This is a genomic window from Dyadobacter sp. BE31, assembly GCF_031457695.1.
Lineage (GTDB): Bacteria > Bacteroidota > Bacteroidia > Cytophagales > Spirosomataceae > Dyadobacter.
In genome coordinates this window covers 284522-310104 of the sequence record NZ_JAVDXA010000001.1, presented here as the reverse complement: position 1 = coordinate 310104, position 25583 = coordinate 284522, and the positions used below count along the sequence as shown (strand labels likewise).

Here is a 25583-nt window from a genome sequence, read left to right as displayed (position 1 = left end):
CTATGAAATTTCATCAAGACTGAACGGGAGCCGGCGGATGCGCCGGCCCGTGAGGTCGAAAATGGCATTGGCGAGGGCCGGGGCAAACGGAGGCAGCCCCGGCTCACCTACACCGCCGGGTTTCTCGTCGTTTTCCATGATGTGTACTTCTATCGGCGGGATGTCGGCAATGCGCGGCATGAGGTAGATGTCGAAATTCTGCTGAACAGCTTTCCCGTCCTCGAATGTTGTTGCATGGATGGTAGCAGCACCGAGCGCCATCACAATACTGCCTTCTACCTGCGCCCGGATAATGTCGGGATTGACGTACCACCCGCAGTCCATCAATGCAATCACTTTCTCAATCCTGACTTTCCCTTCCGCATTTCGCGTTACTTTCACCGCGTGGCCGCAGATGCCGGTGAAGCATTCCGTGAAAGCGACGCCCCAGCCCTGGTTTTTGCCGCGGGATTGCCAGGCGGTGAGTTCGGTCATCCGGTCGATTAGCGCCTGGTAGCGCGGGGCCGGTAAATGTGCCCGCCGGAATGCCATCGGATCCTTACCCGCCAAATGTGCCAGCTCATCGATAAAGCTCTCGCATGCGAACCCGTGCGTGGACGCGTACACCGAGCGCCACCACATTACGGGTATGGGCGTGTGAGTACCAGCGCCTCCGAAGCTGTAATGGGGGATTCCTTGCCGGTAAGGGTGTAGTAATCCCTCGAAATCACCCGTGTTGTAGCCGGCCGCTTCCGGCGCGCCAGGGGCAGTGGGCGACCATTCCTGACCAATCCATTGGGTTGCTGTATTAGCCTGAAAAGCGTGGATATTGCCTTGGGTATTGAGGCCACCTTTTAGCGTGTAGAATGCGCCTGGGCGGAACGGGCCGGCAGTCATGTCGTCTTCGCGCGTCCATATTACCTGCACGGGGGCTTGTATTTCTTTGGAAATGAATGCGGCCTCGTAAGGATAATCGGGGAAGGCCTTCCTGCCGAAGCCGCCTCCGAGGAATGTCATATGCACAGCCACTCGCTCGACGGGTATGTTAAATCGTTGGCTTAAATCGGCCTGAATCCAGTTGGCTTCCTGTATCGGGCCCCATATTTCGATGCTGTCGGGGCGGACGTCGGCAATGCAATTGAGGGGTTCCATACAGCTGTGCGATTGGTAGGGCGTTTCGTAGGATGCTTCCAGCTTCTGCGTGCAAGGCCCGTACTCGGCTTCGAATCGGGAATGGCTGCCGATCTTTTGAAGGTTTTCCCGCATTTGTTTTTCGAGCGATGCGGTGTTGGGGAGGTCAAAATCGGGATCATTCCAATGCACTTTCAATGCTTTTCGGCCCTGCATAGCTGCCCAAAGCGAATCGGCAACGACCGCAACACCTTCACAGTATTGGGAAAACACAGGTCTTTTTACCTTGAAAACGTGTGAAACGCCGGGCACTTTTCGGGTTTCGGAATCGTCGAAGCTCTTCACCGCTTCCCGGAACCGCTTGCTGCGCTCGATCACCGCATATTTCATTCCCGGCAGTTTTTTGTCCATGCCGAATAGGGCAGTCCCGTTGGTTTTCAATGGGATATCTTTTCGAGGTGCGGATTTGCCAATGATTTTGTATTCCGAACGCTTTTTCAGAATGACGTCGGTGGGCGGTTTGAGTTTGGCGGCTTTTTCTACTAATGTACCGTAAGCCAATTTAGCCTGGGTTTTGCGGTTAATCACCATCCCATTTTCGGCATAGCAATCATTTCTCGGGACGTTCCATTCCGCAGCGGCAGTTTCGATCAGCATTTCACGCGCGCAGGCGCCTGTGCGAAGTAGTCGCGGTGCCCATCCGCGGACGGAAAAACTGCCCTCTTGCGGTTGAGGGCCATATTTTTCAGGGTTAGCGGATGCAAAAACAATCTCCACGTCGTCTAAGGCTACTTCCAATTCTTCGGCGAGCATTTGCGGAAGCGCCTGAAAGGTTCCCTGTCCCATTTCGGAGCGGTTGCACATCAGCGTCACTTTGCCCGCCGGGCTTATCGAAATCCAGGACATCAGCTCGGTGCCCTGCAAGGCTCCGCCGGTAACCGGATTGACAATCACCGGGGTCGTTTGCCCGTTCACAGGCATGTATGCGGCAAGGGTGAGCGCCGCACCCGACCAGGCGGCCTGGCGGAGGAAATGACGGCGGGAAATATCCTGTGGCTTCATGGTGTCGATCAATGCGAATAGCTGGCGGCCGTTTTGATCGCCTTGCGGATGCGTGGATACGTCCCGCAGCGGCAAATGTTGCCGTTCATGGCTGCATTAATGGCCTCGTCATCAGGGTTGGCGTTGCCCGTAAGCAATGCTACCGCGGACATGATTTGTCCGCTCTGGCAATAGCCGCATTGCGGCACTTGTTCGGCGATCCAGGCCCGCTGCACCGGATGAGAATTGTCCTCGGAAAGTCCCTCGATGGTTGTTACCGGTTGCTCACCCACCGCTGATACGGGAAAAGAGCAGGACCGTACCGGCGCGCCGCTCAAATGCACTGTGCAGGCGCCGCACTGCGCAATTCCGCAGCCATATTTGGTGCCTGTAAGCCCGATCAGGTCCCGAATAACCCAAAGCAACGGCATTTGCTCGTCGGCTTCAACAGTATAGGCTTTACCGTTCACAGAAAGCTTGTAGGAAGGCATAAGGTTGCAGATTGAAGTTTTGTTTTGGATACTTCGAATGTAAATCAGGTGCCGCCCGGGCGCAAATCGAATTGATGAGGTGTGAGTTTGAAGGGATGAAATGCGGGTTTACGCTTGCTAATCCGTTTCGGCCGTAGGGGTATTGCATTTGAAATAGCAAGTTTGTGGTTGATAAATTGGGTTGTCAAGAATGGAGGATAAGTATGAGAACCAGCAAGGCGTTTGCTAATGCGTTGTAGCCACTCGAACATCGGATTGCAGGAAGGCCTATCGGTTATTACAAATTGGGAAGACATTAAAGACTCTTCTCATGAATACACCGTGGTACGATTACTTTTCGGATGGCTTTTGTAAAATCTTCTATTTCGCCGGTTCAGGGAATGGGAGGATCGATAAGATTGTGATTTTTACGCAAATGCAAGAACCCGATGCATATTCAATTACCTTGGGAAACTTACGGCTGGATGGCAGTATTGATGTCCATGGGACAGCCGGCGACGGAGATGCCGCAGAAATATTGTCGACCGTAGCGAAAGTCATCGCATTCTTTTTGGTTGATCATCCACAGGCAGCAATCTTTATTGAGGGGACAACGGCAGCCAGAGTCCGCCTTTATCAGATGGCAATTGTACGTGAATTAGATGATTTGGGCAAATATTTTGATATCCATGGCTTTGACGGCAGTGACATGGAGATTTTCCAGCCTGGCCGAAATTACCTTTCCTTTACCATATCCTTGAAAAGTTGATTTATAAACTCAAACTATTGATCGTATGGCGCTAAATGTCAACAATAACGCAGATTCGGATAGAATTCAATTTACCAGTGATGAATTGGAAAAGCTACGCATTGTTGCGGAAAAACTTGGTAAGGAAAAGCTCGCCCGCATTGTCGCTAACCATCCTCCCGAATACTGGGAGAATTACTGGAATGCCATGAAGCGGCATCGCCTGGGGATGACAATACCAGTTGAAAGTCGCTCTTGATAGCCAGTCGCTGCCATTGGGACATCGGATTGTTTTGTAAAGACTTGAATTTGGGGGGCTCGACTGACTTAGATAAGAGAAGACAATGGTGATACGGAGGACGTGTTGTCTACTGTTGCTAGGGCGTTGCTGTTTTTTCCGAGTGATCACCTGGAGGTCCAGGTATCGATTGAGGCGAGTAGTGATTCCCGGGGACGTCTTTATCAGATTGCAGTAAAAAAGGCGCTGGACGTCCTCGGTGATTATCTTCTAGCATATGGATTTGATGATGAAAATCCAGAAGTTTTACAGAGTGGCAAAAGCTACAAGAAGTTTGTCATTTCATTAAGAGAACAACGTTTAGAGTTTTAGCCAATATTCAGCCAAAATCTAATGGAAACGAAAACCAAAGACGAAAAGAAAGGAATGCCAAGCTGGTTTACCCCGGAAAAGTTGGAGGAGCTTCGCCCAATGATTGAAGCCTCGGCCCAGGAACACGTTGACAAGAAAATTGCAGCCTGGACCCCGGAATTCAGGGCGGCATTAAGAAAACTAAGGGAGCGGTAGAGGCCGCTCCCGATGATAAGTATAGAGCTGATATTCGATCAGGCGACCATGGTGAACAACCTGTTCAGGTCCCAGGAATTACGGGCGCCCGACTCAATGACCACTTCTTTAAGATTGTTGGCCAACGGAGACTTTTCGTCATTGACCATTTCGAGCAAATTGCCGAGGTAATCCGGTTTGCGACGGTTCAGAAAGGTGTTGGCTTCCGGTGAATTATGGTAGATGGCGGTGAAACCTTTGCCGTGGCGCTCGATGAGGCCCCAGGTGACGAGCGCATCAAGGAAGTCGAGGGAACTGTGGCTTTGAAGTCCCAGTTTCTGACGGATTTCGGATACAAACAACGGGCCGGCAGCAAGCTCTGTGAAGAGGCCGAGCCTGATGGCCGTTAGCAATGGTTTCGCAGACCAGAACCCTGTTCCGATCCGGATGATGTTCATTGGAGTGATTTCCTGCTCTTGTTCAATTTCAATTGTACTCATGGCTAAGTGAAGTTAATGTTCCGGAAGACGTGCTTCCAATGAATGAAACATGCTCTAAATTAGTGTTGAAGACTCAACATACAGAACGCCATTGTGATGAACTGCCCAAACCAGGGGTTAAACCGGCTCAAAACTGGTGTAGTCTGTTCCCTCGTTAACGTCTATTTCGCAGAAATCTGTCAATAAGTTGCAGGAAATTTGAATTAATCAGTGTTTAACTACAAGTTTGGTTTCGGTAGTTCCGTCTTTAAAGGACACCTTTATCAGGTACTGACCTGCCGGAAGCGCCCGCAGTTGGGCCGTTGTCGGTTCTGCGGCGGTTTCCAGCTCTATTTTTCCAGAAGAATTGAAGAATTTAAGTTTTTCAATAGCCTTGTTCCCGATTAACAGCGTAAGCGGACGTTCAGTATCAAATGGATTGGGAAATGCAACCACGTCGCCATTCTCAAAGCTAACTACACCAATGCGGCTGTATGCAAAAGTGCCGTCGTTATCTATCATTTTTAATCTATAATACACCTTACCGCTGAGGCTGGCGGGATCGTTGAAGGTATAATTTGCCATCGCCTCGTCTGCCTTTTTACAATCCACATCACCGATTTTAGTCCAGACCTTGGCGTCAAGACTCCTTTCTATTTCGAAACGGTCGCTATTGATTTCACTGGTCGTCGTCCAGCGTAGGCAAACGATATTGCCCTCACGCGCCGCCGTGAACGAAGCGAGAATAACCGGCAAGGGATCACGAGGGTCCTGTTCGGCAAACAGTTGGGCAAATTCGGGAAACATACCGGCCGCTTCCAGCTCACTGGCGGGTACGAAAGTCTCGTCGGCCTTGGTTGCGTAAAGTACCATAGGCAACGTGCCTTCAAAATGTGCGACGACTGCGGCAGAGTCTGGCTGAGGGGTGGTAAGAAGGAAATCATTTTCCCAAATGTCCAAAATGCTGATATCTGGGTCGACTTGCGGAGGTACCTGCGGATTTTCGGGTACATCAAGCGGGTCGCCGCAATTGGTTACCGTGAAGGTCACTTCATGCTTTGATTCCAAATCCCTGCGGTTGGGATACGTCCGTGTGCAGATCACCTGATATTGCCCCGGCCGCTCAGCTTGAAATGTGATCTGGTCGCCGGTCGTCGTGAAGGCCTGTTGCGTAGGAAGTACCAGCCAGTTATGAATGTACTGCCCACCCGATGGCGTTGCCAGGGACACTGAGATATTGGCCCGTATTGCCCTCCGTAGCACGGCTCTGGCTGAATGGATAGCAGACGTTGTAGACAGAGATAATGGGCTGTGGTGGGAGAGGTAATGCGGGGCAAGTCGTGCCGCCCGCTAGGAGGTTTTCGGATTGGCCGATTATTGTCCATTCGATAAGGCTGGCTCGAATGTGATCGGTATCATCGTTGGAACCATAGATATTGGCAAACGGCGTTTGTCTTCCAGGGCCGACCACAGCATTCACAGCATTTACATCTAATAGCTCTCGTTGTGCTTGCGTGTTTAAAGGGCCTTTGTAATCAATTGCACTAAACGTAGGAATAAAGCAAAAAGCGAAACTTTTGGTGTCAAAAAATAATTTGTTAGGAACTGCCTTAGGGCTAATGCCACCGGGCAAAAAGTCGTCATTAAATGGCGAATTATAATCAAGGCTAACTCCCAACTTTTTGGAAAATATCCCCCATGTTGCAAAACGAAGCACATTCGTGTTCTGGTTAAGTGAATTCGTATGGATGTCGATATTACTATTTTGCAATCCAAAAGGTGTAAAGCTTCGCAATATCCGATCTCCGTAATTGTATTGATCAAACAGATCGCGGTCTTGCGCATTCATACTGCCGTGCGTGATCGCGATATTGCGGCAATTCTGAGGGTATCCACCATTTCCAAGGCCATTCAAACTGGCCTGGAAAGCGTCAAACGCAGGCGACTTGGAGCCGACGCCGCCGGTGAGTTGACCGCCCCAGTGTAGCATCATTTGCGTTGCGGCTGGCGTGGTCATCGAGTAATAATAGTCACGCCAGGTTTTTGCAAAAAATTTGAGGATTACCTGTGTTAGCAATGTCGGGCTTGACTCCCAAAGCAACTGTGTCAGTCCAACCGGGACATTAGCGCCTTGATTAGGGGTATCATAGCAAATCATAAGCCTCACGTGGTGGTTGATTCCATCCACTTCCATTTTTCGCAATGCGTACCGGGCGACAAGACCGCTCATACAAACACCCAAAACAATGTTATCAGTGTTACCCTGCTTGATTGTATTGATTTGTTGTATTACTGCTTTCATTACCTGGGCATTATTTTCAATAGCAGCTGTACCATCATCGTAATCAATAAATACGAGGTCAAAACCTTCCCTGAGCCATTGGGCAAACCGCTCGCGAAACATTGCTTCCAACTCGTCCAGATTTACGTCGTTCGCGAAATCAAACCCTTCCGCGATGATCACCGCTTTATCGAGTATTCCATCGCAGCCATTTACAATGCGAATGTTAGCGCCGACGACTTGCGTGCGCGCATTGCGCAGGGAAGTGTCGTTAACGGCAGCCGGCGCGGATACGTGAAATTCCATCGCCGGCGGGACGCGTTCCAGTTGACGCACATCGACATACGTTTCAAAATCGTAATGCCCGTTTTTAGCAATAAGCCTGATTCTAACCGGATGTTTGCCTTCGGTTTCATATCGGTGTTTTATGAGTTGTTCTTGAAGCGGATAACTGGTGAAACCCTTGCCGTCGCCAAAATCGATCGCCATTCCGACTGGTTGTTGCACGTGGTTGGTAATAATTAATTGGGGGCCGATTTTGAACCATACCTCGTCCTGATAAACGTCCTGCCGCAAAGCGGCTGCATAAATGATCCTGAACGGCGCGTAAGTTGCAAAATCGACCGGCTTCCCTGCTCGTTTAGCATCTTCATTCAATCGGAGCTGTTTTTCAGTCAGATATACGGCTTCCATATCGATAATGCCAAGCGGAACAGTGTCGTTCCGGGTTAGTTTCGAAGGATTGGTTTCAACCAAATCTTTCAAGGATGGCATATGCACATTTTTGGCACGAAGGTCGGCGTCGTATATGCGCTCGTACAGGTTGTGCCATTCTTCTGCCGATACGGGTTCCGGTTTCGAAAGCTTGCCGGAGGAAATTTGCTTTAAATAGTCAACTTCACGGCGCGTAGTGACCGCCGCATTCATAAACAGCTTGCTACCAAGGCCGGACAAATCCAGTTTGTCGAGGGCATTTTGTCGTAACGTTTGATAGTCCTGCGCTAAAATCGTTTGAAAAGACAATAGGAGGGACGCCAGGAAAAGGCATAGCTTTCCTGTGTCACATTTTTTGAGATGTGTCATTGGTGTATGTATTTGAAGTGAAAAATTATTTAGGTTCTAACTGAAAATCGCATTGTGTTTTCTTCCCGATCATCGGCCTGCGCTGGCCCTTGATATCCGTAGCTTGACGGTATATTTTTTCAAACTTTGGATTGTCATCGCCGTACGGAATGCCAACATTTATATCGCCAAACTTTCTAGGGACTTCCAAAGCAATCTCATAGTCACCATTCTCATCAGTATAGGTAGATTTGAGATCGATCGAGCCCTTCAATCGTGAGCCGCTGAGCAAAACCAAAATGCTGTCCACAGGCACCTGATTTTCGTCAAACACTTTTCCATAAACTACCGTGGTACGGTCACCCAAGTGTCCGCAAGCGAGCATTGCCAATGCCATCATTGGTAGGAGGAGCCATCTTTTGAAGACCCCGCATTGAATTTTGAAGTGTGTTTTCATATTTGTTTGTTATGGTCAAATTCTGGTGCTGTTATTTAGCTAATAACTTAAAATCCCATTGCGTCTTCTTACCGATCATTGGTCTGTTTTGCCCTTTTATGCGGTCACCTCGAATGTATATTGTTTCAAGCTTTGGATTATTCAGACCGTACGGGATCGCGACATTAACCTGACCAAACTTTCTAGGAACTTCCAGTGCAATCTCATAGTCACCATTCTCATCAGTGTAAGTTGATTTGAGCTCGATCGAGCCTGTCATTTTCGCGCCGCGCAGTTGCACCAAAATGCTGTCCACAGGCACCTGGTTTTCGTCAAAGACCTTTCCATAAACGACGGTAGTGCGGTCGCCTAAATGTCCGCAAGCGAGTAGCGCCATCATCGGCAGAAAGCACGTAGCGCCCGTTGCCACCAGCAGTTTCTCCATAAATTTTTTTATGACCATTTCGATTGAATTTTCGCAAGTGAATACAGAGCTACTTAGCTCCTACGAGGCAAATATGTCATAAATCCAAACCAAAAAAGCTTGCTGGTGGGCAGCAATGAATGAACGGCAACTAGTTAATGATCAAAGGGTAGTGCAAAAAAAATCCCGGCTGCATAATCAACCGGGATCTGTAAGAATCCTTGTTAAATCAAGCCTCAGAAACTATACCGCAACCCAATCTGCACCTGGTAGGGGTTACCCGAAGGGGTTACCACACCGGCCGTATTTACCCGGTAAACAAACTGGTTGTTGGTTCTGTCGAATGCGGCAACGGCAGGCTTGCCATTCGCAGCTGGGATACCCAATGCGTAAAGTGCTTGTGTCCCCAGCGACTTGTTGCGGCCCCAATCCTTGTTGAGGAAGTTGGCGAAGTTGAATACATCGGCAGAAACTTCGATCGCATGCGTTCCGGCGATTCGGATGCGTTTCGATGCGCGAACATCGAACACGCCGTAGAAGCCGTTGATACCACCGTTTCTTTCCGCAATTTTACCCGAGTTCTTGATGATGTAATCCTTGATGCTCTGGCTGGCGTCCTTGTTGTCGAGGATCGCTTGAAGGCCATTACGCACGTTTTCGGGTACGCTTGGGTCATTCCGGTCGAAAACAAATGCCAGGTCGTTGGTACCTACGAAGTCGCCGTTGGTGTTACCGCCCGAGAGCAGGGTATAGCGGGTACCACCGATTCCCGAATAGCGCACGCCTACGTTGATTCCCCAGAAGCTGGGCAGCGAGCCATAGAATACGATTTTGTGGCGGAACTGGTTGTCGGAATAGGACATCAGGCTCAGGTTCCGCGGATCATCTCTTACCGGGAGTGACAGCGTGGCGCTGTTCGCTACGTTACCGTTGAAAGACGTATTGTCCTTGACGTCATTATAAGTGTAGCTCAAAGTGATCTCTCCGTCGCGGAAATATTGATATTTCACATCCGCGACGACAGAAAACGCGTTCACTTTTCCTTCGCTGTTCAATTCCAGCACGCGGCCGAATTGCGTGGATTTGCGTCCTTTCAGCCAGTCACCTGCGCCATTGGTAGGCATGTCAGTTCCGCCTGGAACGAATACACCACGGTTACCCTCGTTGGCAAGGCGGAAGAACGGTTCGTCAACCATGTTTCTGTCCACGTACATATAGTTGTTGCGGCCCAGGCTCATGTAACCCGCGATACCCACTTTTAGCTTGTCGGTCAGGTATTTGTTGTAGGATATGTTGGCCTTGTAAATGATAGGCACGCGTGCATCCTTGGCATTGGTATTGATCGTCGGCAACTGGAACTGCGACAAGGTCGGGATGCTGTTGTAGTTGGCGCGGTAAGCGGCGAAATCCGGGGTAGGGATGTTCGGGCTGCGTACATCGACGGTCGCTAGGTGCTTTCCGTCGAATGTGAGGTTGTTGATCACCACGTAGTTGTTGATGTCCGAAGCAAACACACCGGCACCGAAACGGAAAATATCGGTATGCTTGTCGTTCACATCCCAGGTGAACTGTACGCGCGGCTGCACGACAAACGATTTGATTTTGTTGTCGGTGCGGATTTTCAGGGCGTCGTACAAAGTCTGGTTTAAAGGCGAGCTTGGGTAGTGCGCGTAGTCGAGACGCAGACCTGCTACCACGTCGAGGCCGGTAGCGAGGCTTGTTTTCAACTGACCATAAACCCCCGCATTCCAGATGGTACCTTTCACCGACCAATCGTCCATCAAAGGTACCTCACGGTAGTAACGGTAAGGTTTCAGGTCGTTGAACTGGTCAAGAGAAGTTTTACCCGCAGCGGCGTCCACATTGTAGTGGAAACGGCCGTTTACTTCCGAGCCATAGGTTGAATGCGAACGGGTCATCATCATATCCACTCCCAAAGTATACTCCACTTTATCGGTGTTATAATACAGATTGTCCACCAATTGAACCACATGGTTGGTGAAACGCTCCTGTGCAAAACGGTGCCCACCCATCTGGATGTTGGTCGAGCGCGAATTTCCGTCGCTCAATACCGAGTTCACGTTCTCCACGATCGCTCTCGGAATATTGGCTGCCGGAAGCTGGTCGCCCGGGGCGCTTTTCTGTTTCACGAATAAATGCTGCACTTTCAGCTCATTGGTCACTTTGGAATTGAGTGTCGAGCGGAGGGACGCGAGCAAGCTGTTGTCCTGGTTGAAGTCGTTTCCGTAAGATTCGTAGGCGTTGATCGTCGTGTTATCCGCCAGGCCAAGCTTGTTGCGGTCGTTGGTGTAGTTGTTGCGGATCGTCAAAAGGTTTCTGTTGTTCAACTGCCAATCGAGGCGAAGGAATGCCGCGTCCGAACCACGTTTTTTATCAAATGTTCCGAACTGCGGGCTATCAGACATGCCGTATTTGCTGCGGGCGATGTTGACGAACTGGTCGAGCGTAGCGCGGGTTACATTGAAACGGTTTTCGTCTACCGGGCTAAGAATATCGGCGATGATCAATGGACGGCTGTCTTGCTGGTGGTCCCAGGCTACGAAGAAATGCAGCTTGTCTTTCAGGATCGGTCCACCTAACGAGAAACCGAACTGGTTGGTAGCGAATTTGTTATTGATTTTGTTTCCGCGGATATCATAAGGGCTCGACAACCAGTCGGCACGCGTGTAGTTGAATGCGCTACCGCTCAACTGGTTGGTTCCTGACTTTGTAACAGCACTGATAGTACCACCCCCGCTGCGTCCGTAAGTAACGTCGTACTGGTTGGTAACCACCTGGAACTCGCGTACCGCTTCAATTGAAATGGAGTAGGGGGCACCGCTTCGGCTGGTGGTAGCACCTGCGGAAGTCGGGTTTTTGGAACTCATACCATCAATGGTGTAGCCCGTAGATGAACCCAGCTGTCCGGAAATGTTACCGCCGCGGCTCAATGGGGACAGGTCCATCAGCGATGTGAAGTTCCGCCCATTTACCGGCAAACGCGTAATATCCCGTGCCGAGATAGCCGTAGAAGCGCCCAGGTTTTCAATTTTGTTTTTGATACCTGATGCCACCACACTCACCACTTCAAGTGTTTGGCCGGCTTCTTTCATACTCATTCTCACTTTCACGGCATCGCCCTGGTGCAGGAGATAGCCGGTCAGTTTTTGTTCCCCAAAACCGACATAAGTAGCTGTAACCGTGTAGGGGCCGCCCAATGGAAGTTCTTTAAAGGCATATTCACCTTTTGCGTTGGTAACGGTTCCAGTCGTAAAGCCTGTTGATTCGTTTTTCACCTGAACGGTAGCGCCCGCGAGTGATGCACTCTGGTCGTCGGTTACCGTACCGGAGATCGACGCCTGCGTTGTTTGAGCCCTCAACACCACGATGTTGCCGAAGCAGCAAAGTAATGTCAGGATAATAGGAAGTAAAAATCTCTTATGCATGAGCATGTTGTTGGTTAAACAAATTTTGCCGCAAAAGAAGAGGATCTACTTGTCCAGGGTATTATTGAAATGTTATGTAATTGTAAAGTCGTGGTAACATCAGATTCTACCGTAGCCACGCCGCCCAAAAAAAGCAGATTTTTTTATCGCATTGTCCAATCCAGAGAGGGACGTTCGTCTTTAACATGAGTTTTGACCGGGTCGTTGGTGCGATCAACGAATGATCAGGTTTTAGTCAGGTGTGGTCATTGGTAGTCAGGAGTGGTCATTGGCGTACCTGAAATCCCTACCAAGCAAAACAATATCTGACAAAACCTGACAATCTTGACAAAAAACCGACCATTCAATCATTCAGTCATTCAATCATTCAATCATTAAAATCAACATGGAACAACGAATCAATTTTCAGGAGAAAGGACAAAAAGCATTGAAGGCTATGTACGGAATAGGCGGCTATCTGGCTAAATCGCAGGTAGAGAGACGTCTTTTAAACCTGATCTACTTGCGCGTGTCGCAGATCAACGGCTGCGCATTCTGCCTGGATATGCATTCCAAAGACCTCCGTGTGGAAGGCGAAACCGAACAGCGGTTGTATCTGCTCAATGCCTGGCGGGAAGCACCTTTCTATTCTGCACGCGAGCGTGCCGCATTGGCCTATGCCGAAGCCGTGACCTTACTAAAAGACCGCGAAGTCACCGACGAAGTATTCGGGGCTGTCACCGAGCAATTTACCGACGAGGAGATCATCGACCTGACGCTCGCGATTACGACCATCAACTCCTACAATCGCTTCAACATCGCATTCCGCACCGAAGCCGGAAGCTACGAGCCGGGTCAGTTTGCAGTTCATTAAGCACTTCATCAGTAGAGCAGCCAGCGGGGCACACAGCCCGTCGACGGATATTCGACACGTACGGACGACGGGTTGCTGTTTTATGTCAAAGCCTATTCTCTAATCAATTTAAAATTGTTGTGCAACTGATCTGAATTGACTTTCAGGATGTAAAAGCCTGGATTGAGCTGCCGGACATCCACCTCGAATTTGCCGGATGCGGCCCTGCCGAAGGCAACTGTACTTCCGTTCGTGTCAAGGATTTGCCATGTAGTGGGCGTTTCCCAGGAAAGATCAACCTGTACATTTTTGTTGGCAGGATTCGGGTATACGCTCGCAGACAACCCCTTCAACGGCAACTGTACAACGCTCGAATAGGCGAAACTTTCATCCAGATCGATCATTTTCAGCCGATAGTAGGCGTTACTCCCGCGCTGCATCGACAAGTCTTTGTCCGTAAACCTGTATTTCCCGCCTGTACCTTTGGTCTCGCTTTTCACATTGCCGATCGTAACAAAGTTCTTGGCGTCGGTGCTGCGTTGAATTTCGAAGCGGGAGAAATTTACTTCTTCGACCGTTTTCCATGACAGGACCGCATTGCCTTCCTGTTCCTGTGCAGTAAAATCTGCAAGCCTTACGGGCAGCGCGCTGATGTTTTTGCTGGCGACATAAAAAGTGGAACGGTTTTCCGCGGTGAAAGTAAATACATATCCTCCCGGGTAAGGCTCGACGGTCGAGGGAATCGGGGAAGCCGTGGCTGTAATTCGCGGGGTACAATCGCCAACGTTGTTGCGGAATACGTTCAGGTCGTTTATGCCGGTAATGGGGATATTGTCCGGTTTTGCATTGTGCGCTTCGATAAGTGCGTCGACTTCCTCCTTTCTGACATAAAACCTTGCGGTGGTAGGCGCGCCAGGGATCGTGTTGGTTGCCGTCCAAACCAAGGTCATATTCCGGCCCAGGTAAAGCAGCCCGTTGCGATCTTGTAGTGGAGCTCCGCTTGTATTGTAGGAATAAACGTAGGCGAAGGCATACTGGATAGCATTTTCATTTCCATTCAATTCTGCTACGATATCTCCATTCTGATCGACGATTGGTCGCCAGGTGTGCGGAACATCGGTGCCGTCAGAAAGCGACTCGCTGGTAAGACATCCGGGTGTGCTCGACGAAATCCTGGCCGCCACCTTCACTACCGTAAGCGTTGTGTACATGGGTTTCTGGCCGATAGCTGGCGTAAAACTGCTGGAAGCTTGATAATAGTTACCGCTCTCTTCCCATTCCAATAAGGCGCCGCCCCCTCCAATCCCGCCGAATGAAGCAAGAGAATACAGCTTTCCGTAGTTCACAACCGGCGTGGAGAGCACCTGGCCGAGTGAAAACTCCATGTTCGCCTTTTTAGTAAAGACATTCGTAGCCGGGTCCCAGGAAAAAAACGTCCCGGTAGTGTTGCTACCCCCTCCGGAGGTAAATCCGTGGAAGCTATTTTTCCACCAGGCCAGTCCTCCCATCGGTTTGGTACCTCTACTAGCGTCAAAGTCTATTTTTTTGGTATACATGTTCGTGGATGGATCCCATTCGAAGATCACCCCTTCGTGACTGGCGCCTCCTGCGGACGTCATGCCATAAAATTTGCCGTTCTGCATTGTCAGTTCGCCGTGGGGAAGGCCGCCTTCGGGTTCGGACAGATCGATGCGTTTCGTGTAGCTGTCAAGTCCGGGGTCCCATTCGAAAATGACACCATAATTGTTGGCTCCTCCGTACTGTGTCATTCCGTAGAGTTTGCCATTTTCAAGTGTGAGGTTACCCGTAGGCATGGCTCCGTCGGCGCCCGAGAAGTCGTGTTTTTTGACAAACAGATTGTTGTCGGGATCCCATTCGAACAACGTGCCCATATTGTTGGCGCCTCCGTTTTTTGCCATGCCGTAGAACTTCCCGTCTTTCAGCGTAAGGCCGCCCTCGGGATTGCCGCCCTTAGCAAGATCGAGATCCTGCATACGCTTGTATGTTTTCGTATTGATATCGAATTCAAATATCAACCCCTGGCCTTCCGAACCACCTTTGGACGTCATTCCGTATAGCTTGTCCCCCTTAAGCGCAAGGCTACCCAGTGCCGAGGTGCCGTTGCTTTCGTTGAAGTCGAACTGCTTATCGAATGCGCCCGTTATCGGATCCCAGGCAAACATGATACCGCCCGAGAGCTTTCCGCCCGCGTAGGTCGAAGAGTAAAATTTGTTGTTCCATAATACAAGCCTCGTTTTGGGCTGACTACCGATTTGTGCATCGAAATTATACCGGATACTGAATGCGTTGCTGGCCGGGTCCCATTCATAAATATATCCTTCCCCGTTTGGCCCCGCGATACCCGTGGAGAAAAATTTGTCGTTGAACAACGTCATGCGCGGGCTATTCAGACCGTATTTGGGGCTGTCAGCGGGCAAATCTATCTTCTTGGTATAGATGTTTGTCGCCGGGTCCCACTCGAAAAGCACACCCGAATTGTTTGCCCCTCCCTTGTAGGTGCTGCCATAAAATTTGTTGGCTTTCAAAGCAAGTTCGTGAAAGGGGCCGGCGCCATCACTTCCAGATGCAAACTGCTTTTTGATCGTGTAAGTATTTGCAGCTACATCCCATTCGAAGATAACTCCGTTGGTATTCGTCAGGGATGTGCCAATGCCATACAGCTTGTTGTTGTAGGCGACCATTGCTCTGTAAGTCCCGGGCTTGGTACCATCGGGTATTTGAAGGGTTTTTGTAAAATTGTTTGTAACGGGGTCCCATTCAAAGAATATCGATTTCTCCGAGTTCGACACGACGTTCATGACGACGCCGTAAAACTTCCCATTCATAAAACTTAGCCCATGACTTGTCAGGAACGTTCCTTTAAGTAAGCTTCCTGTTTCTTTTTTCTTCGTGAATACGCCCGTCGCCAGATCCAGCTCATAGATTATTCCGGCGTCCTGATCACCGGAGTACATCGTAAGCCCGTAAAGTTTGCCGTTATGGAAATACAGGTTGCCCTCGGGGCCATAGCATGATTCGTCGAAATCGTGCAGCTTCGTAAAAACTTTTGTCGTGGGGTTCCATTTGATGATCGCTCCCCAGTTTCCCTGCCATGCCGTGGCATAGAACTCACCATTGTATTCGAACAGCTCATCACAACCGTTTTCACCCGGCCGTGCCAAGTCGAAGCCATATTCCTCGACGAGATTTCTGCCGTTGAAATTGGCACTGAAAACGGAACCTTTGTAAAAGCGACCAGATTCGGAAGTCATCCCGAAAAGGCGTTGGATGGTTTGGGCACAAGCAGATCCCGAAAGGAAGATGGCCAAAGTGGCAAGGAAAAGAGATTTCATAGCAGTGTATCATGTGAATTGATTAATAGATGTAAAAGTAACCAATTACATACACAAAGACGCCTGGTGCTATCTGATATTATTCGGCGGCGGGTTCCCACAATGAACGGTGCGAAATCAATCATGGTAAATTGAAGTATTGCAGGATAACTTACAAGGTGCGCAGCTATTCCACCACTTTCACCAATGCGGCAAGTTCCTGATCTGCCAGGCCGTCGGATTCCGCTTTTTGCAGCAGGTCGCTGATGGTTTTGACAAAAGCAGGCTGCATACCGGTATTCCGGAATGCATTGTGAATGCGCTGCGTGGCGGCCACACTGATCGATAGCGGGCTTTGACTGATCGTAAAATCGCCCTTCTCCACCACACCGATCTGATGCTTAAAAAACTCGGTAAATCCGGGCGTGATCTCACCCAGTATTTCGCTGAATGCACTGAGCGGTAGGCCGCTTTTCTGCGAAAGGATTATGCCGTGGATGAGGCCGGTATAAGACCCGTAAAGCCAGGTCAGCGTAGCAAGGTCCATCGCCGAAGCCAGCGCTGCACGGTCGCCGAGGTATTTGATATTTCCTCCGAAGACAGCCAAAGCATCGCGGCTGTTTTCGAAATGCTCCTGCTTACCGGAAACGATGATGGTGGTTTCGGGCAGGCCCATCTGGTCGGGCGCAACCTGAATAGCGCCATTGATATAGCCTGCATTCAGCCTGGTCAGCGTGGCTTCCAGTTGTTCGGCCTCCTGGGGATCGGCAGTGGTGAAGTTGATGAATGTTTTGCCGGTGAGGATAGATTTGTCCTTGATACCGTCGAAGATACGATGCACCGCTTGGTAGTCCAGAACGCATATCACGACCAGTGGGCTCTGGTGGACAGCTTCTTCAAGGTTTTCAGATACTTTTACCCCGGCAAGCGCCTCGGCTTTCGAACGGGTGCGGTTCCAGACGGAGACCGAATAATCTTGTGCAAGCAGCAACTCGGCAAGACGTGTACCCATCTGGCCCAGGCCTATAACAGCGATTTGTTTTGTGTCCATTTTCTGTTCGTTTTAAATTGATGGGTACAAAATTCGGAGGCTCGCGGGCGGCTATCAATTACCGAAAAAAGATTCGGTAACCGAAAAATTATTCGGTATTGAGTAACTTGGGCTGCATACGACGATAGCAGATCCACTCATTCATCCATACTATGTACCAGCGGAAAACACCGGAAGACCTCGAATGCGGCATTACCATTGCCATGAAAGTTTTCGGGGCCAAATGGAAGCCTTGCCTGCTCGACGCCATCCAGCGCGGGTTTCGCCGACCTAGCGAAATGCACCGGGAGATTAAAGGCGCAACCCCACGCGTGCTCGACATGCAGCTGCGCGAATTGGAAGTGAGCGGGATCGTCGGGAAATGCCAGTCGACCGGTTTTCCGCTCTATACCGAATATACGCTGACCGACCTGGGGCGCACAATCATGCCCATCATCGACCGGATCAACGAATGGGGATTACAGTACAAGGAGCTTATAGGCGATGAAAGTCCTCAATCCATATCCTTGTAATGGCTTACCTTCTGGAACATTTCGATGAGCGTGGTCACATGAAGCTTTTCGAAGAGCCGCGCCTTGTAAGTGCTGACGGAGCTTTCGGTCAGGTCCAGTCTCGACGCTATTTCCTTGATCCAGAATCCGTCTATCAGCATATCCATGATCGTTATTTCACGTGCTGAAAGGTCGAGGAGCGGATTATCGGCCCGGTAATTCTGTTTGTCGAGCTGGTTCAGCAGCTCCACTTTAATTCTCGGGCTTACATACCTGCCTGTGTCCGCGATGGACAGAATCGCCGTACGAATGTCTGCGGTCTCCGAATTTTTGGATACAAAGCCGTTGGCACCTGCCCGGAGATAGTGGATACCGTAAACCCTTTCCTCGATAGCCGAAAAAATAAGGATATTCACATGCTTTTGAACAGCACGCATTGCTCCGATCATTTCAAATCCCCGGCCCTCGGGAATCTGAACATCCAGGATAACGAGGTCCTGGGGATGCACGGCAAGTTCGGATAACGCTTCATTAAAAGTCGTTGCCTCACGTATCACCGCGGTCTTGTACAAATCCTGAACGAGTATTTTGGTTGCCAGTCTGATGATCTGATAATCTTCTACAATTAAAATGTTTTTCATCCGGACATTTTCTAATTCAAAAAATAAATTCCTTGCGGAAGGTCCAGAGAATGAATGAGGGGAGTATGAACATGGTCGATGCTCTTTTTCAAAAATCTTTGGATAGCTGAGGGGTAATTTTAGGCCGTTTTTCAACGGGTGTTTCAATATCAAAAGTAAAATCTGAAAATAAAAGTAAAATAACTTCTAATAAATTAATTTGACATGAATTGTACTTTCTTTCCCGATTTGTGAAGCTGGTGCGGCTGCTGCCAAGTAATTGAAAGGAAACTTGTTCGGTACTTTTGGCGATGCCCTTGCCTGACGCTCGCATATATACGGAGGCGAGAACGCCGGCCATCAGGAGCTGAAATACCGGACCACGTTGGCCGAGTCCAGTTCCAGTTCAAGATCGACGCTGAACTCGGATTCGGACTGCTGCACCGACAACCTGTGCCTGTCAGGATAAAGTAATTGGAGCCGTTTTGAAGTGTTACTGAGCCCGAATCCACCCACTTTCTCTTCCTTGTTCCTCGCTGGGCTTTGGCGTGCGTGCTGCGGTATATTGTTCTTTATTTTGAAGTACAGCGTATGTTGATCCAATACAATGGAAATGTTTACATAGGATGCATATTTGCTTTTAGCCGTACCATGTTTGAATGCATTTTCGACAAAGGAAACCAGCAGCAACGGAGCGATGAGATATTCTTCGGGGTTGCCGGTTAAATGGTAATCAATAGTCACTTTGTCGGAAAAACGGGCGCGTTCGAGGTCGAGGTAATTTTCTATGTAACTGATCTCCTTGGATAGTACTACATTTTCTTTGCTCGATTCGTAAAGGCTGTATCGCATCAGGTCCGACAATTTAAGAACCAGGTCGGCAGCCTGTTCATCCACATCCACTGTTTTAGTATAAATAGCATTGAGCGTATTAAACAAAAAATGAGGGTTGATTTGCGATTTAAGAAAACTCAGTTCGAGGTTAAGGTTATTTTTTTGTAATTGTAAACTTTGCGTTTGCAGGTTCAGATTTGCTTTTTCGAGTTGGAGCCTTTCCATTTCCAGCTGCATATTTTTTGTGCGGGAATTAATAATGTCGCGCATTACTTTGATGGCGAGCAGTGGCGTAATGTAATACAGGCTCCACGCATAGTCGGTATACGCAATGTCGAAATCGGTGAAGCAACTGGTCCATCGGCCGCGTGCCTGGAAGAAATCCCACAATTTGGTAACATAAAAAGAGTTTTCCTCCGAGCCGTTGGTAAGGGATGCCAGGTGCCTGAATTCATAGTAGTTGGTGACGTGCACGAGGAGGAACACAATAACCAGGCTTATAACCAGCGGCAGTATTTTTCGGGTATACAAAAAACGTGGGAATACGACGTATCCCAAGAGATAGAACACCGAAACCGATTGAAGGAACACTGCCGCGGAGGCATGCCACACAACCGAGAGGTTATCTTTGGTGAGTGCCGGAATGCTGTAATAATGTGCGACGCACCAGAGCGCAATCCATGCCAGTATGTGGCAAACAATCCTGGTTATTTTTGCGCTTTTTTCAGAAGAAATAGGATTGAAACGCATAACCTGTCAGATTCTGTTCCTTTGTAACGCGGCGAGCACATTGGCGCGATACGTTACGCCAATCGGGATCTTTCGGCCACTGTTTGTGGTGATTTCATTTCCTTCAATTTCCCGTATTACTTTTTTATTGACGATGTAAGAACGGTTTACCCTCAGGAATTGCGCCGAAGGCAATGCTTCTTCTATTTTGGCCATCGTCATATGAATAACCGCAACGCGGTCCGACCAATATAATTTCAGGTAATCGCGCATGCCTTCAATAAAGTGTATTTCACTGGGTGCTACCTTAATGAGTTTCTTATTCTCTTTTAATAAAAGAAAGTCATTTCGTGCACCGGAGAACTCGGCATCGGGCACCTTTTCCTGCGATTCTTTCGTCGGGGAAACCATTTTGTCCTGTGGCTCGGATGTGCCCGGTGAATGCTTCGGGAAACGCGCGCCGTCGACCTTGTTTACGGCCTTCAGGAACCTTTCGAAAGAGACCGGTTTGAGGAGGTAGTCTGTGAGCTCGTGCTCGTAGCCTTCCAGCGCATAAGAGGGGTCGGCCGTAATCATGATCATCGCCGGGCGGGTGGCGGGAAGGAGCTTTAATAGCTCAAATCCGGTCATTTCGGGCATTTCAATGTCCAGGAATACAATGTCCGGCTTCAAGTCCCTGATCAGAAAAAGGGCATCGGTAGCGCTCTCAGCAATGCCTGACAGTTCCAGAAAGGGAACTTTCTGCACATATTTTTCAATCAATCGGCGTGCATCAGCCTCATCGTCTACTATTATACACCGCAACCTGCCGGGAGACAACATACTCTGACCTTAACTACTGTACTAAATTTCATTCGTCTGCAATAATATAGGTATTGGTCGAAATAAATGCATAATTCGGCGAAATTATTTTAGTTCGACAGCTATTTAGGATTACTTTAAACTCGCTAAGGAATGAATGCTTTGTGAAAGAATAAAAGTAGCTATTAGTCATGATAAAAACACTTACTGGAATTGGATTTAAAGGAGGGTTAAATGGACACCCCGCCCTGTTTCATACAAAACACTATTACACTTCATTTGCAACGATTGCCGGTGCTCCGGCGCTACACGGTTTGATTTCGACAGAATTAAACAGGTGACTTCCTGCTTCCAGGTACTCCCGGTCATTGAATAGGTTGTTTAGTTTGGATTTAAACTGGAAAAAAGCAATTTTTATCTAAGAAAACAACGATCCGGGCTGGTACTGGAAAACGATAACTTTTATAAGTAAAATGGGTGCTTAAAAATTGAAAAGCTCCTGGCATTTTGCCAGGGGCTTTTTTGTTTGCAATTATCCCAAATCAAATCAATTAATTGGTTCATTTTTGGTGATTAAGTAGAACTGTTTTTGTAGCTGAATATTGACAAGCCGGTTTGTCGGGAGACCGGTTGCGTTGATTTAGGTCCTTAGTTTGCGTATATCAATACGCGTTCAAAAATGCGCTGTTAAAGAGCAGAGAAAGCGGGGGCCAGAAACGTCCGGATGTCGGTGCCCTGGCCTGGTATGTGCGCGTCCTGTTTTTGTTTCTTAACTTTCTGGTAACGATCCCATCAAACGGATTCGCTTAGTTTGCAGGCCTTTCCATACTCCTTTTATTGCTATGACTAAACCTTTGATCTTTTCGCTCTTTATGATACTCTCCCTCACCGGTTTTGCCCAAACCGGCCGCATCCCGAAACAGGACTATCAACTGATTACCGGCCATTCTTTTGTTCAATCCAAAAACTGGTATTTGTTGACCTTGTTCGAATCAATTCCTGATGTGAAGTCGTTGCTGGAAAAGGACAGCGAACTGGCCGTGATAGCAGGTATGAAGTCCCGAGGCCTGGAAACATCGGTGAGGGAATGCAAGAACGATTTCCTGTGCTATACCAGTAAAATGAAGTTCTCGGCGGACGAAATCGATGCGATAGGAGCGAGACTGGAAGCACTTTACAGCGAAAGCAACGCATTGGGTAAATTGGTAAAGCAGCACCTGATTCCATCCGGCACCTATATGCTGTTGAAGGAACCCAGCGAAAAGGCACTGCTGCGAAAAGCCTGGGAGCAGGATGCCCGGGGCGTTAATCACACGATAGAAGTGTATGCCGAGGGCAAGAAGCCCAACTACCCGGCCATCGATTCCATCGAATTTAAGACAACGGCAAAGAGCTATCCGGTACTGGTATACGATGCCACGGATATCGTCCGTCAGGAGAAAAAAGGCGCGAACTTGTTTTTTGGGCCATCGATGCATTATGCGCTCCAATTCCTGGAAGTCAACGAACGACACGAAGCAGCCGACTATGAGCCGATGGTTTCGACGGTCAACAAAGCGGCTGTTGATCGCGTGAAGAAAATCGATTGGAATAAATTCAAATACACGCTGATCCTCGTCCCCGGTGCGGGCCCGGATACCTACGACCGCGCATTGAGTGAGGGCGGGATGCTGCGTTGCCGCGTGGCCGCATTGCGGTATTTCGAAGGGCTGGCTCCGTACATTCTGGTTTCAGGCGGGCGTGTGCATCCTTTCAAAACGAAATACAGTGAGGCATTTGAAATGAAGAAGTTTCTGATGGAAACCTTGAAAGTGCCCGAAAATGCGATCATCATGGACCCGCATGCGCGGCACACGACCACCAATATGCGTAATGCTGTACGGTTACTGTTTCGTTATAGTATGCCGGTGGAGAAGCCATGCCTCGTTTCCACCATGCGGTCGCAAAGCTATTCTATTTCAAGTGATGCATTCGTGAACCGCTGTATGCGCGAAATGAATCATGTCCCTTACAAGCTGGGTAAGCGGCTCAGCGAAACGGATATCGAGTTCTATCCGGTGCTGGATGCGTTGCACATCGACGCCGACGAGCCGCTTGACCCCTAGTCATTAACCGCCTTGTTTTACGTTTTTCAGGTCGTCGTTACTGATTTTGCGGCCCGAGCCCTGCTTGAACAACCCGCCGAATTCCCAGTTGAGCGAAAGTTTGACGGAGCGCATCAGGTATTGGTTACGCGTGATCGAATAAAATTCGGGCGAGCTCACCACTTCTTTTTGCGGACGATAGGCTCCAAAAGGGCTTACTGTCGTGAGTGTGATCGAGAGCTTGCGTGCGGGAAGCTCTTTCTTGGCCGAAAAACTATAATACAGCCAGGCACCTTCGAAGCCTTGCAGTTCGATGCTGCGTGCATCGTAGTCTCCGTAGGCCTGTATGCTGTAATTTTCAGGTAGTTTCAGGCTGGTGTTGATATTAATTCCCCAGGCCATTCCCTTGTTATCGATCCCGAGCGCACCGCTTTTGAAGCGGGCCTGCCGAATGTTGGCGTTGCTGTTGATCTTCCAGTCGGGCAGGGGAGAAAATGAAGCCGAAAAGTTAATACCGAATTGTGCATTCGACGCTAGGTTTTGCTTGGTAGTCGTGGCTACACCTTCCGCGTCCATCGTGACAATGCTCTCAATGGAATTGTCGGTTCTTCTGCCAAACGCCGAGATATTCAGGAACAGATCCGAATTGGTTTGCAATGCATAAGTGAACTCCATTTGGTTCACTTCCTCCGGTTTCAGCGATGGGTTACCTACTACGATATTTTTAGGGTCCTGGCTATCACGGTTGGGATTGAGGTCCCAGATCGACGGCCGCGAAATACGTTTGGTATAGCTCAATGTGAGGTTGTTGTTGGCATTGAGCTTCTTGAAAATAGTCGCACTAGGCACAAAATTCCAGAAGTTGCGGGTGAAATGCACGCCGGCATCGCGCTGGTCGCCTTCGAGGAAAGTGCCTTCCATACGTGCTCCCGCATGTAAGGCCCATCCGCTGCTCCATTTGAATTTGATCTGGCTATAAGCCGCCAGCACGTCCTGCCGGTAGTCAAAGCGGTCGGTGCGGGATGGGACGATGCTGAGCTGATCGGGCGTACCGTTTTCGCTGGCTTGTACCTGGTAATCACTTCCCACATTGCGCAATATCGCTTTCACGCCGCTTTCCAAAGCATGCTTGCCCGACGGTGTGAGCGGCAATATGTAATCCCCCTGGAATGTCCATTCACGGTTGTGCGTGGTGTTGTCATTGATTTCACGGTAAACGGGGAACTGCTCATCGTCGCGCTGGGTAGCATTGTAGTTGAAATCGTCGATAGAGCGGTTATGCTGTGCCATGAGGTACAGTTCTTCGCCCGGTTTTCTGAATTTTTTGGTATAACCTAAATTCAGATCGATGCCTTTGTTGGGCGCTTTGGTTTTGACGGATTGGAAAAACCGATCGATAACCTGGCCGTCGGGCGATAGCCGGCTATTATGCTGCTCGCTGTTCTGTGGCCAGTTACCGAGCCAGCCATTCACGGAGAAGTTGAAAACATTGGTGCTGTCGGCGAGGTACTCTATCTGCAAATCACCCGAGCTGTGGGGCTTGGCATTGTCGCGCACGATCTCCTGCCGCACCTTGCCGGTCTCCGCACCATTTTCGTAGGTGGTACGGTCTACATTCGAAAGCTCTTTATTACGGAACCGGTGCAAATGCAGGGTTGAGCTTACGTTCCATTTATCGCGGTTTACTGCAATGCGCGGGTTAATGGCCTGTTCCAGGTTCCCGCCCACTACCTCGATCGTCCCGCTTGTACTCTGGTTCCCTTTTTTAGTAATGATATTGATGACCCCGGCCGCACCTTCCGCATCGTAGCGCGCCGAAGGGCTGGTGATCACTTCCACGGACTTGATCGATCCGGCAGGCATCATATTCAATGCGTCGGCTGCATTACGGGCCATTTGGCCGGAATATTTTCCATTGATGAGAATCCGCAAATTGGAATTTCCACGCATAGTCACATTTCCGGCCGCGTCCACGTTCAGGATTGGCGCTTTTCTGAGCACATCGGCGGCGGTTCCGCCGGTATTGCTGATATCCTTTTCGGCATTATAAATCAGCATTCCGGGCTGCTGCTCGACGAGCTGCTTCATGCCGGTAACCGTCACCGCGTCCAGCTGTTTCGCGTCCGCAATCAGTTTCACAGTTCCAAAATCATAAGGAGCCGTTGACGTGATCGTGAATGCGAGGCGTTTCTGGCGGTAGCCTACAAACGAAAGGTTGAGCAAGTAGGAACCCGTTTTAATATCTGTGGATTTGAAAAAACCATTTTCATCGGAATAAGTCAGTGCAACCACCTGCTGCTGGTCATCCAGAATGCTGATGGTGGCGAATTCAATGGCTTTGGAAGAGGCGGAATCAATGAGTATCCCTTTGATCAGGTAACCGGGTAATGTCTGGGAAAAGCTGGCCTGGACGGTCAGTAATGCAATCAGAACTGGCAGGAAGAAGCGGAAATTGTATGGATATTTCATAGCTGGGAAATGGCATTCCGGCGATACTGCCGGAAAATCAGGAGTTGATGAAATGTAAC

At 49.3% G+C, this 25583-nt stretch carries 22 protein-coding genes; 7 read left to right on the top strand and 15 right to left on the bottom strand.

Annotated features, from left to right (window positions below; all coding sequences use genetic code 11):
• Both J2Y43_RS01265 and J2Y43_RS01260 read right to left on the bottom strand, forming a co-directional pair.
• A complete protein-coding gene (locus tag J2Y43_RS01265) occupies positions 1 to 2247 on the bottom strand; it encodes a molybdopterin cofactor-binding domain-containing protein (RefSeq protein ID WP_309981602.1) in 2247 nt (748 codons plus the stop codon).
• Positions 2181 to 2642, bottom strand: a complete 462-nt coding sequence (locus J2Y43_RS01260) for a 2Fe-2S iron-sulfur cluster-binding protein (protein WP_309981603.1) — start codon at positions 2640 to 2642, stop codon at positions 2181 to 2183. Before J2Y43_RS01260 ends, J2Y43_RS01265 begins: the two co-directional genes overlap by 67 nt.
• A 310-nt stretch (positions 2643 to 2952) precedes the next feature.
• On the opposite strand from J2Y43_RS01260, the gene J2Y43_RS01255 reads away from it, so the two are divergent.
• The 4 genes from J2Y43_RS01255 to J2Y43_RS01245 all read left to right on the top strand — a co-directional run bounded on the left by J2Y43_RS01255 (position 2953) and on the right by J2Y43_RS01245 (position 4174).
• Entirely contained in the window at positions 2953 to 3390 is a 438-nt protein-coding gene (locus tag J2Y43_RS01255; protein ID WP_309981604.1) for a DUF6934 family protein, read from the top strand.
• Between the two features lie 25 nt (positions 3391 to 3415).
• Positions 3416 to 3628: a hypothetical protein gene (locus J2Y43_RS01250; RefSeq protein ID WP_309981605.1), complete on the top strand. Its 213-nt coding sequence runs from the start codon at positions 3416 to 3418 to the stop codon at positions 3626 to 3628.
• 72 nt (positions 3629 to 3700) lie between these two features.
• Positions 3701 to 3979, top strand: coding sequence for a DUF6934 family protein (locus tag J2Y43_RS33505; RefSeq protein WP_409014410.1), 279 nt, complete (start codon positions 3701 to 3703; stop codon positions 3977 to 3979).
• 21 nt (positions 3980 to 4000) lie between these two features.
• On the top strand, positions 4001 to 4174 hold the full coding sequence (locus J2Y43_RS01245; RefSeq protein WP_309981606.1) for a hypothetical protein: 174 nt from the start codon (positions 4001 to 4003) through the stop codon (positions 4172 to 4174).
• 38 nt (positions 4175 to 4212) lie between these two features.
• Here J2Y43_RS01245 and J2Y43_RS01240 read toward each other — a convergent pair whose 3' ends face one another.
• From J2Y43_RS01240 to J2Y43_RS01215, 6 genes are all read right to left on the bottom strand, one after another.
• Positions 4213 to 4653, bottom strand: coding sequence for a methyltransferase dimerization domain-containing protein (locus J2Y43_RS01240; RefSeq protein ID WP_309981607.1), 441 nt, complete (start codon positions 4651 to 4653; stop codon positions 4213 to 4215).
• Positions 4654 to 4860: 207 nt separating this feature from the next.
• Positions 4861 to 5862 carry a T9SS type A sorting domain-containing protein gene (locus J2Y43_RS01235; RefSeq protein WP_309981608.1) on the bottom strand — a complete coding sequence of 334 codons (1002 nt, stop codon included), beginning with the start codon at positions 5860 to 5862 and terminating at the stop codon, positions 4861 to 4863.
• Positions 5822 to 7996: a hypothetical protein gene (locus J2Y43_RS01230; RefSeq protein ID WP_309981609.1), complete on the bottom strand. Its 2175-nt coding sequence runs from the start codon at positions 7994 to 7996 to the stop codon at positions 5822 to 5824. Before J2Y43_RS01230 ends, J2Y43_RS01235 begins: the two co-directional genes overlap by 41 nt.
• 25 nt (positions 7997 to 8021) lie before the next feature.
• Complete coding sequence (locus J2Y43_RS01225; RefSeq protein ID WP_309981610.1) at positions 8022 to 8432, bottom strand: hypothetical protein; 411 nt, start codon at positions 8430 to 8432, stop codon at positions 8022 to 8024.
• 31 nt (positions 8433 to 8463) lie between these two features.
• Positions 8464 to 8856: a hypothetical protein gene (locus J2Y43_RS01220; RefSeq protein WP_309981611.1), complete on the bottom strand. Its 393-nt coding sequence runs from the start codon at positions 8854 to 8856 to the stop codon at positions 8464 to 8466.
• Between the two features lie 215 nt (positions 8857 to 9071).
• Complete coding sequence (locus tag J2Y43_RS01215) at positions 9072 to 12287, bottom strand: carboxypeptidase regulatory-like domain-containing protein (protein ID WP_309981612.1); 3216 nt, start codon at positions 12285 to 12287, stop codon at positions 9072 to 9074.
• 379 nt (positions 12288 to 12666) lie between these two features.
• Between J2Y43_RS01215 and J2Y43_RS01210 the strand changes: the two genes are divergently transcribed.
• A complete protein-coding gene (locus J2Y43_RS01210; RefSeq protein WP_309981613.1) occupies positions 12667 to 13134 on the top strand; it encodes a carboxymuconolactone decarboxylase family protein in 468 nt (155 codons plus the stop codon).
• 92 nt (positions 13135 to 13226) lie between these two features.
• On the opposite strand, the gene J2Y43_RS01205 is transcribed toward J2Y43_RS01210, so the two are convergent.
• Entirely contained in the window at positions 13227 to 16466 is a 3240-nt protein-coding gene (locus tag J2Y43_RS01205; RefSeq protein ID WP_309981614.1) for a choice-of-anchor tandem repeat GloVer-containing protein, read from the bottom strand.
• A gap of 166 nt (positions 16467 to 16632) precedes the next feature.
• On the bottom strand, positions 16633 to 17496 hold the full coding sequence (locus J2Y43_RS01200; RefSeq protein ID WP_309981615.1) for an NAD(P)-binding domain-containing protein: 864 nt from the start codon (positions 17494 to 17496) through the stop codon (positions 16633 to 16635).
• A 152-nt stretch (positions 17497 to 17648) separates the two neighbouring features.
• On the opposite strand from J2Y43_RS01200, the gene J2Y43_RS01195 reads away from it, so the two are divergent.
• On the top strand, positions 17649 to 18008 hold the full coding sequence (locus tag J2Y43_RS01195) for a helix-turn-helix domain-containing protein (protein WP_309981616.1): 360 nt from the start codon (positions 17649 to 17651) through the stop codon (positions 18006 to 18008).
• Here the strand turns inward: J2Y43_RS01195 and J2Y43_RS01190 are convergent.
• The 4 genes from J2Y43_RS01190 to J2Y43_RS01175 all read right to left on the bottom strand — a co-directional run bounded on the left by J2Y43_RS01190 (position 17990) and on the right by J2Y43_RS01175 (position 20992).
• Positions 17990 to 18628, bottom strand: coding sequence for a response regulator transcription factor (locus J2Y43_RS01190; protein WP_309981617.1), 639 nt, complete (start codon positions 18626 to 18628; stop codon positions 17990 to 17992). The two genes, J2Y43_RS01195 and J2Y43_RS01190, sit on opposite strands and share 19 nt — an antisense overlap.
• Positions 18629 to 18716: 88 nt before the next feature.
• Complete coding sequence (locus J2Y43_RS01185; protein WP_309981618.1) at positions 18717 to 18968, bottom strand: hypothetical protein; 252 nt, start codon at positions 18966 to 18968, stop codon at positions 18717 to 18719.
• On the bottom strand, positions 18968 to 20191 hold the full coding sequence (locus J2Y43_RS01180) for a histidine kinase (RefSeq protein WP_309981619.1): 1224 nt from the start codon (positions 20189 to 20191) through the stop codon (positions 18968 to 18970). The genes J2Y43_RS01185 and J2Y43_RS01180 overlap by 1 nt, the downstream gene beginning before the upstream one ends.
• A 6-nt stretch (positions 20192 to 20197) precedes the next feature.
• Entirely contained in the window at positions 20198 to 20992 is a 795-nt protein-coding gene (locus J2Y43_RS01175) for a LytTR family DNA-binding domain-containing protein (RefSeq protein ID WP_309981620.1), read from the bottom strand.
• An 821-nt stretch (positions 20993 to 21813) separates the two neighbouring features.
• Between J2Y43_RS01175 and J2Y43_RS01170 the strand changes: the two genes are divergently transcribed.
• Positions 21814 to 23076, top strand: coding sequence for a YdcF family protein (locus tag J2Y43_RS01170; protein ID WP_309981621.1), 1263 nt, complete (start codon positions 21814 to 21816; stop codon positions 23074 to 23076).
• Positions 23077 to 23079: 3 nt separating this feature from the next.
• Here the strand turns inward: J2Y43_RS01170 and J2Y43_RS01165 are convergent, their stop codons facing one another.
• Positions 23080 to 25524, bottom strand: coding sequence for a TonB-dependent receptor domain-containing protein (locus J2Y43_RS01165; protein ID WP_309981622.1), 2445 nt, complete (start codon positions 25522 to 25524; stop codon positions 23080 to 23082).
• Between the last annotated feature and the right edge of the window lie 59 nt (positions 25525 to 25583).

Bases quoted from the DNA above. Each gene is read 5' to 3' on its own strand.
- J2Y43_RS01260 (WP_309981603.1), bottom strand. From the start codon at position 2,642: ATGCCTTCCTACAAGCTTTCTGTGAACGGTAAAGCCTATACTGTTGAA.
- J2Y43_RS01255 (WP_309981604.1), top strand. From the start codon at position 2,953: ATGAATACACCGTGGTACGATTACTTTTCGGATGGCTTTTGTAAAATC.
- J2Y43_RS01250 (WP_309981605.1), top strand. From the start codon at position 3,416: ATGGCGCTAAATGTCAACAATAACGCAGATTCGGATAGAATTCAATTT.
- J2Y43_RS01245 (WP_309981606.1), top strand. From the start codon at position 4,001: ATGGAAACGAAAACCAAAGACGAAAAGAAAGGAATGCCAAGCTGGTTT.
- J2Y43_RS01240 (WP_309981607.1), bottom strand. From the start codon at position 4,653: ATGAGTACAATTGAAATTGAACAAGAGCAGGAAATCACTCCAATGAAC.
- J2Y43_RS01230 (WP_309981609.1), bottom strand. From the start codon at position 7,996: ATGACACATCTCAAAAAATGTGACACAGGAAAGCTATGCCTTTTCCTG.
- J2Y43_RS01225 (WP_309981610.1), bottom strand. From the start codon at position 8,432: ATGAAAACACACTTCAAAATTCAATGCGGGGTCTTCAAAAGATGGCTC.
- J2Y43_RS01220 (WP_309981611.1), bottom strand. From the start codon at position 8,856: ATGGAGAAACTGCTGGTGGCAACGGGCGCTACGTGCTTTCTGCCGATG.
- J2Y43_RS01215 (WP_309981612.1), bottom strand. From the start codon at position 12,287: ATGCTCATGCATAAGAGATTTTTACTTCCTATTATCCTGACATTACTT.
- J2Y43_RS01210 (WP_309981613.1), top strand. From the start codon at position 12,667: ATGGAACAACGAATCAATTTTCAGGAGAAAGGACAAAAAGCATTGAAG.
- J2Y43_RS01205 (WP_309981614.1), bottom strand. From the start codon at position 16,466: ATGAAATCTCTTTTCCTTGCCACTTTGGCCATCTTCCTTTCGGGATCT.
- J2Y43_RS01200 (WP_309981615.1), bottom strand. From the start codon at position 17,496: ATGGACACAAAACAAATCGCTGTTATAGGCCTGGGCCAGATGGGTACA.
- J2Y43_RS01195 (WP_309981616.1), top strand. From the start codon at position 17,649: ATGTACCAGCGGAAAACACCGGAAGACCTCGAATGCGGCATTACCATT.
- J2Y43_RS01190 (WP_309981617.1), bottom strand. From the start codon at position 18,628: ATGAAAAACATTTTAATTGTAGAAGATTATCAGATCATCAGACTGGCA.
- J2Y43_RS01185 (WP_309981618.1), bottom strand. From the start codon at position 18,968: ATGGCCGGCGTTCTCGCCTCCGTATATATGCGAGCGTCAGGCAAGGGC.
- J2Y43_RS01180 (WP_309981619.1), bottom strand. From the start codon at position 20,191: ATGCGTTTCAATCCTATTTCTTCTGAAAAAAGCGCAAAAATAACCAGG.
- J2Y43_RS01175 (WP_309981620.1), bottom strand. From the start codon at position 20,992: ATGTTGTCTCCCGGCAGGTTGCGGTGTATAATAGTAGACGATGAGGCT.
- J2Y43_RS01170 (WP_309981621.1), top strand. From the start codon at position 21,814: ATGACTAAACCTTTGATCTTTTCGCTCTTTATGATACTCTCCCTCACC.
- J2Y43_RS01165 (WP_309981622.1), bottom strand. From the start codon at position 25,524: ATGAAATATCCATACAATTTCCGCTTCTTCCTGCCAGTTCTGATTGCA.